3 protein-coding genes are annotated in these 2449 nt (G+C 68.7%); all 3 read right to left on the bottom strand.

Annotated features, from left to right (window positions below; genetic code table 11):
• Positions 1–219, bottom strand: a 219-nt coding sequence (locus B4E30_RS08815) for a 3-deoxy-7-phosphoheptulonate synthase (RefSeq protein WP_286794808.1), incomplete at its 3' end; no start/stop codon positions are given.
• A 9-nt stretch (positions 220–228) separates the two neighbouring features.
• Positions 229–915 (bottom strand): lysophospholipid acyltransferase family protein, encoded by a 687-nt coding sequence (locus B4E30_RS08810; RefSeq protein ID WP_071043686.1) that lies wholly within the window; start codon positions 913–915, stop codon positions 229–231.
• Positions 916–917: 2 nt separating this feature from the next.
• Positions 918–1853, bottom strand: coding sequence for an ROK family protein (locus B4E30_RS08805; protein WP_071043687.1), 936 nt, complete (start codon positions 1851–1853; stop codon positions 918–920).
• Positions 1854–2449: the final 596 nt, after the last annotated feature.

Genomic DNA, 2449 nt, shown 5'->3' with positions numbered 1-2449 from the left:
AGTCTCCGCGCAGTCGCCGCCCTGGAGCAGGAACGCCTCGCCGGCGGCGGCCCCCGCGAGTCGCTCGCGCAGGAGATCGACCTCGCCGGCGAAGACGAGCGGCGGAAGTCCGGCGATCTCGTCCGAGACCGCAGCGACGGCGGCTGCGTCGGGCCACGCCGGCTGCTGCTTGATCGGGAGGGTCCGCCAGTGGTCGAGGGAGTCTAGCTGCTGGAGCACCAGGCAAGTCTAGCCGCGCTTGACGAGGCGATCTTTCACGGTCGACGCGTAGACATCGTCGTAACGCTGCTCCCCCAGGCGCTGCAGGGCGACCATGATCTCGTCCGTGATGGAGCGCAGGATGTAGCGATCACTCTCCATCCCTTCGAAACGCGAGAAGTCCAGCGGCTCGCCGATCACGACGCCCACCCGGACGACGCGCGGGATCCGGCGACCGATCGGCATCATCGTGTCGGTGTCGACCATGACGACGGGCACCACGGGGACGTGCGCCTCCAGGGCCATCCGAGCGATGCCGGTTCGGCCGCGGTAGAGGCGTCCGTCGGGGCTGCGCGTCCCCTCCGGATAGATCCCGAGCAGGTCGCCCCGACCGAGCACCTGGAGTCCCGTATTGAGCGATGCCTCGGAAGCCTTGCCGCCGGAACGATCGATGGGAAGCTGACCGGTCGCCTTGAAGAAGACGCGGGTCGCCCAGCCGCGCAGCCCTCTGCCGGTGAAGTAGTCGCTCTTTGCGAGGAACGAGACCGGGCGGTCGATCATCAGCGGCAGGAAGATGGAGTCGGCGAAGGACAGGTGGTTGCTGGCGAGGATGGCCGCACCCTGCGAGGGGACGTTGCGGCGGCCGACGATCCAGGGCCGGAAGACGGCCTTGACGACGGGTCCGATGACCACGTACTTCATCAGCCAGTAGAACACCGTCAGCCGACCTCCGCCAGGTCGGCGACGCCGATGAGACCCGCATCGTTGCCCAGCTGCGCGACGGCGAACTCGGCCACCGGACGATCGCCGTAACCCGGGACGGCCGTGCGGTACGCGTCGCGCATCGGTCCCAGCAGGTCTTCGCCCAGCTGCGCGACGCCTCCGCCGATCACGAACAGCTCGGGGTCGAGAACGGCCTGGAACCCGCCGCACGCCTCACCGAGTGCCGTCGCGACACGCCGCAGCGCCTCGATCGCCCCGGGATCCCCCGCCAGGATGAGGCGCGAGATCGCCGGTCCCTTCAGGGCACCCGTCTCGAGGCGCAGCGCCGCCAATCCCGCACCGTCGCCGGCGGCGTCGTCGGCGATCTCCTCCGCTTCGCGCTGAAGCGCTCGACCGGATGCATACTGCTCGAGGCAGCCCTTCTGCCCGCACCCGCAGGGTCGGCCATCCCGGATGAAGCGGATGTGTCCGAGTTCACCGGCGATGCCGTGGCCGCCCATGAGGAGCGCACCGTCGACGACGACCGCTCCCCCGACGCCGGTGCCCATCGTCAGCATGGTCATGTTCTCTACCTCGCGACCGGCACCGAAGCGGAACTCGCCCCACCCTGCGGCGTTGGCGTCGTTCTCGATCGTCACCGGCACGTCGATGCGCGAGGCGAGGGTCGCCTTCAGCGGCTCATTGCGCCAGGCGATGTTCGGCGCGTGCAGCACGAGCTCGCGGTTCCGGTCGATGAAACCCGCGGCGGCCACGCCGACGGCGGCGATGTCATGACTCTGCCCGAAGTGTCGCGCCATGTCGACGACGGCGTCGGCGAGCGAGGCCGTGTCGACGGGTGTGGCCACGCGGAGCTTTTCGACGATGCGTCCTTCGGCGTCGACGACGCCTCCTGCGATCTTCGTGCCGCCGATGTCGATGCCGACCTTGAGCAACGTCTTCCCTTCCGGCCGAGCGCTGGCGCGACGGCGCAACCACTCTAGTAGGGCGGGCGCTCTCCCGCGGGCGGGGTGCGCGTCCTGTGCGGGCTCATCCGCGCGGAATCCCGCGAGACGAAGACCCCGCTCAGTTAGACTCGATTCACACCCGACCACCGAAACCGCAGCCGGTACCAAAGGAGTTGCCGTGACCGAGTTCACTATCCCCGCCGTCGTTCCCGCCGATCCCGACGCGAACATCACAGATCTCCTCGTCGAACGTGTGAAAGAGACGCCGAACCGCGCTCTCTTCGCCGTTCCGGACGGTTCCGGCTGGCGCGACATCACCGCCGCGCAGTTCCANNGCGGCCCTCGGCGTCGACGACGCCTCCCGCGATCTTCGTGCCACCGATGTCGATACCGACCTTGAGCAACGTCATCCTTTCCGGCCGACCGCAGGCGCGACGGCGGAACCACTCTAGTAGGGCGAGCCGAACGACGAAGAGGGCGCGGCTCGCGGGGGCGACACCGGCCATAACCGAACGCCACTCGGATACACTCGACTCACGACCCGACCACCGAAACCGCCACCGGTACCAAAGGAGTTGCCGTGA

This window comes from Microbacterium sp. UBA3394, assembly GCF_002358725.1.
Lineage (GTDB): Bacteria > Actinomycetota > Actinomycetes > Actinomycetales > Microbacteriaceae > Microbacterium > Microbacterium luteum.
This window is presented reverse-complemented; position numbering and strand designations above follow the sequence as displayed.